Here is a 4177-nt window from a genome sequence, read left to right as displayed (position 1 = left end):
TAATACCTTTGAGCAGGTAAAGTTTGAAGAGACTGATATCATTACGACAGTCCCAAAGATACCTTCTAAAAATAAAGAGACTAAACCCAAAAAAGACAAAAAAATAAATATAACTCAAGAGGATTTAGATAAGCTATGTGAGGTTTATGATTGGTATTTATCAGTAAGAGACTGCAAGTCCCTAAAGAGAAAGAAAAGCAAAAAAGATATAGTTATAGATTTTGAGCCTACAGAAGATAAAAATGTAAGCTTGAAGGTGGACAAAGGAGTTTGGGAGGATTTTCTACGTCTATGTAGCAATTCAGGCTACGATAGAAAGACAATAGTGACTCAAGCTTTAAATGACTTTATGAAGATACATAAAGATCTACTTTAAATATAATTGATAGATTAAGCTTCTAGATTCTATAGAGGCTTAATTTTGTTTAAAATATATAAAATCATCGGGAGGTATGTATGAAAATTTTAGTAGTAGAGGACAATATAAAATTATTAAAAAGCATTGTAGATGAGTTGAGCAATCATTTTGAAACGGAATCCTGCAGCGATGGTGAAGAGGCATTGTATATGATAGAACAGAATATATATGATTTGATAGTTTTAGATTTAATGCTACCGAATTTATCTGGAATAGAGATATTAAAATCTATGAGAGATAAATTTATAGATGTTCCAGTTTTGATATTGACTGCAAAGGAATCTTTAAATGACAAGGTAAGAGCCTTTGAAATAGGTGCTAACGATTATCTTACAAAGCCTTTTTATATGGAGGAATTAGTAGCGAGAATATACGCTATTTTGAGAACAAATGGAAAGATGCAGGCTAGAAATACAATAGATTTTAAAGATTTGCATCTAGATTTAAATAAAAGAAGAGTATTTATAAAGGATGAAGAAATAGAGCTTCAAAATAAGCAGTTTAATCTATTGGAGTACTTGCTTTTAAACAAAGGAACTATCCTTTTAAAGGAGCAAATTTACGATAGAGTTTGGGGGATAGATTCAGATGTTACAATAGAAATTGTTGAAGTTTACATAAGTCATTTGAGAAAAAAATTAAGTAAATACGGCTATGATAAATACATAAAAACAAAGAGAAAAGTAGGTTATATGTTCGATGATAAGTAAAGAAGTTCTTGAAAAGACTCAAAAAAAATTAATTAGAATAAATATGCTTGTAGTTTCAGGTTTTTTGATTTTACTATGCATTTTTACGTACATATATTTTAGCTATACTAATGACGCTAATATAAATACAGAGATGGAAAATGAACTTGAATCTATAGTCGGTCAATTGCGTAAATTAGATAGTAGATATGGTATTTTATATGGTTTGGAAATAGAGGGTTTAAAATTAAAAAATCCTAAAGATATGGTGTATATATATGTAGATGATGATTTAATAAATCAAAATAGTAATCCATATTTTGGGAATGAAGACCCAAATGAACAACAGAAAGATGAAAAAAATGGATTTTATTCTTATAAAAAAGGAGATTATAATTTCAGAGTTTGTAACTATACATATGGCGATTACCATATAAAAATAATGAGGGAAATAAACAGCGAATTAAACTCGAGAAAGCAGCTTCTTTTTACTATGGTTCGTGCTGTAGTTATCTTCTGTGTTTTGACTTATTTCATAGCTCTTTACTTGACTAGAAATGCCTTAAAACCGATAGAGACGACTTGGAATAACCAAGCGAAGTTCATTCAGGATGCATCGCATGAATTAAGAACACCCATTACAATAGTATTTTCAAAATTAGAGGGACTTTTAAAGCATCCAAATAATACAATAAGTGATGAAGTCGAGGGTATTGCTGATGCGATGAATGAGGCTAGAAGGCTTAAGAAGATGATAAATGACTTATTGACACTTACTAAGGAGGACTATGTAGATTTAGTTGAAAAGGAAGAGCTTGATTTAGAGAAGCTAGTCGAGGATTTGTGTGACGACTTTTTTGATATAGCTTTAATCCAAAATAAAACGTTGAAGATTTCTTCTCAGTTAAATCACAAAAGTATAGTAAGTGATAAAAATAAGCTTCGACAATTACTTATAATTTTTATAGACAATGCGTTTAAATACACCGAAGAGGACGATTATATAAAAATTTCTCTAAAGGAAAAAGAAGAAAACATCTATATAACAATAGAGGACAATGGAATAGGAATTAAAAAAGAAGAAATTCCTCATTTATTCAATAGATTCTTTAGAAGTGAAAATGTCAGAAATAAAGATATAGATGGCTCTGGAATAGGTCTTTCTATAGCAAAGGTACTATCTGAGAGCTTAAAATACAAATTAACTGTAGACTCAGAATACGGTAAATGGACTAAGTTTGAAATAATTATACCTATAGATGGAGATTAGTAAAAATTAACAAGATAAAATATGTTTTTATAAAAAAAATATGGGTATAATTGTTAATAGATAAATAGAAATAAAAATTAGGAGGACGAATAAATGGCAAAAATAATCAATTCAATCGAATTTAACGATACAATAAAAGAAGGAGTAGTAGTTGTAGACTTTTTTGCAACTTGGTGTGGACCTTGTAAGATGCTAGCTCCAGTATTTGAAGAATTAAACGAAGAGCTTGAAGATGTAAACTTTGTAAAAGTAGATATAGATCAAAGCATGGATTTAGCTCAAAAATTTAGAATAGTATCAGTTCCAACTATGAAAATATTTAAAGATGGTCAAGAAGTGGATACATTGATGGGATTTATGCCTAAGGAAGCTATAAAGAGCAAAGTAGAAGCACATTTATAAAAAGGTGATTCACTATGAGATACGACATAGCTATAATTGGCAGTGGTCCAGCTGGACTTAGCGCCGCTGTCAATGCAAAGATAAGAAATAAAAACTTTATAATATTTGGTAACAAAAATTTAAGCAGTAAAATTGAAAAGGCTCCAGTTGTAGATAATTATTTAGGTCTTTACAATATAACAGGTCAAAATCTTAAAGAAAATTTTCAAAATCATATAGATTCTATGAATATAGAAATAGATGAGCATAAGATAACAAATGTATATGCTATGGGAGATTATTTCGCTTTGATGAGTGGAAGTGAAATGTTTGAGGCGACTACGGTTATAATCGCAATAGGTACAGATAGCAGCAAATCCATAAATGGAGAAGAAGAATTCTTAGGAAGAGGTGTCAGCTATTGTGCAACTTGCGATGCTCCTCTTTACAGGGACAAAAACGTATGTGTTCTTGGATACAATAAGGAATCTATACACGAAGCGAATTTCCTAAATGAAATAGCCTCAAAGACGTATTTTATTCCTATGAGAAATGCTTTAAAAAATGATTTAGATTCTATAGATAAAGATATCGAAATAATAAGCAAAAAGCCTACAGAAATAAAAGGTGAAATGCTTGTAAATGAATTAAATTTCGAGGATCAATCATTGGAGGTAGATGGAGTATTTATAATAAAAGACAGTATGTCACCTAAAAATTTAGTTCCAGGCCTAGAGATGAATGATAAACACATAAAAGTAGACGTAGATATGAAGACTAACTTAGCCGGATTATTTGCTTGTGGCGACTGTGTAGGGAGACCTTATTCTTACATCAAAGCAGCTGGTCAAGGTCTTACTGCAGCTTTAAGTGCAGTTGACTATTTAGCTCAAAAATCTAATTAAATGCGATATAAAGGATACAATCGTTGTATCCTTTTTTTGTTTGTTTAATTAGAAACAATTTAAAGTATGATTAATATAATAATATTAGAGCAAAATTATAATAATTGTATTTTAAGGGGCAAATTATGAATGAATATAAAAAAGTAAAAAATATATTGATGGCTATATTGATAGTCAATTTATTAGTAGCTTTTTTAAAAATAATAATTGGAAATTACATCGGTAGCTACAGTGTATCTGCTGATGGGCTGCATTCTTTATCAGATAGTGCATCTAATATTATAGGGATTATAGGAGTTATGATATCATCTAAGCCATGTGATAAGGAGCATCCATATGGGCATAAAAAGTTTGAAGTTCTGTCGAGTTTATTTATAGGAATTATGCTACTTTTTATAGCAGGAAAAATCATAATAGAGTCTATTTTACAAATAAACACAATAGGTAGTTTAAATTTGACAGTAGAGAGCTTTATAATATTAGTGATTACGCTTGTTATCAACGTGATTGTATC

At 29.9% G+C, this 4177-nt stretch carries 5 protein-coding genes and 1 pseudogene; all 6 read left to right on the top strand.

The window, feature by feature from the left end:
* Window positions 1-376 (top strand): annotated as a pseudogene (locus tag ACI3VO_RS07975) (DNA-binding protein); the annotation flags it as partial.
* An 80-nt stretch (window positions 377-456) separates the two neighbouring features.
* Window positions 457-1128, top strand: a complete 672-nt coding sequence (locus ACI3VO_RS07970; protein ID WP_439757401.1) for a response regulator transcription factor — start codon at window positions 457-459, stop codon at window positions 1126-1128.
* On the top strand, window positions 1118-2377 hold the full coding sequence (locus ACI3VO_RS07965; protein WP_439757400.1) for a sensor histidine kinase: 1260 nt from the start codon (window positions 1118-1120) through the stop codon (window positions 2375-2377). Before ACI3VO_RS07970 ends, ACI3VO_RS07965 begins: the two co-directional genes overlap by 11 nt.
* Before the next feature lie 93 nt (window positions 2378-2470).
* Window positions 2471-2779: a thioredoxin gene (gene trxA, locus ACI3VO_RS07960; protein WP_290691117.1), complete on the top strand. Its 309-nt coding sequence runs from the start codon at window positions 2471-2473 to the stop codon at window positions 2777-2779.
* A gap of 14 nt (window positions 2780-2793) precedes the next feature.
* On the top strand, window positions 2794-3663 hold the full coding sequence (locus ACI3VO_RS07955) for an NAD(P)/FAD-dependent oxidoreductase (protein WP_439757399.1): 870 nt from the start codon (window positions 2794-2796) through the stop codon (window positions 3661-3663).
* A gap of 125 nt (window positions 3664-3788) precedes the next feature.
* On the top strand, window positions 3789-4177 hold a 389-nt coding region (locus ACI3VO_RS07950), incomplete at its 3' end, for a cation diffusion facilitator family transporter (protein ID WP_439757398.1).

Origin of the sequence: Intestinibacter sp. (assembly GCF_051866655.1) — a bacterium.
Classification (GTDB): domain Bacteria; phylum Bacillota; class Clostridia; order Peptostreptococcales; family Peptostreptococcaceae; genus Intestinibacter.
This window is presented reverse-complemented; position numbering and strand designations above follow the sequence as displayed.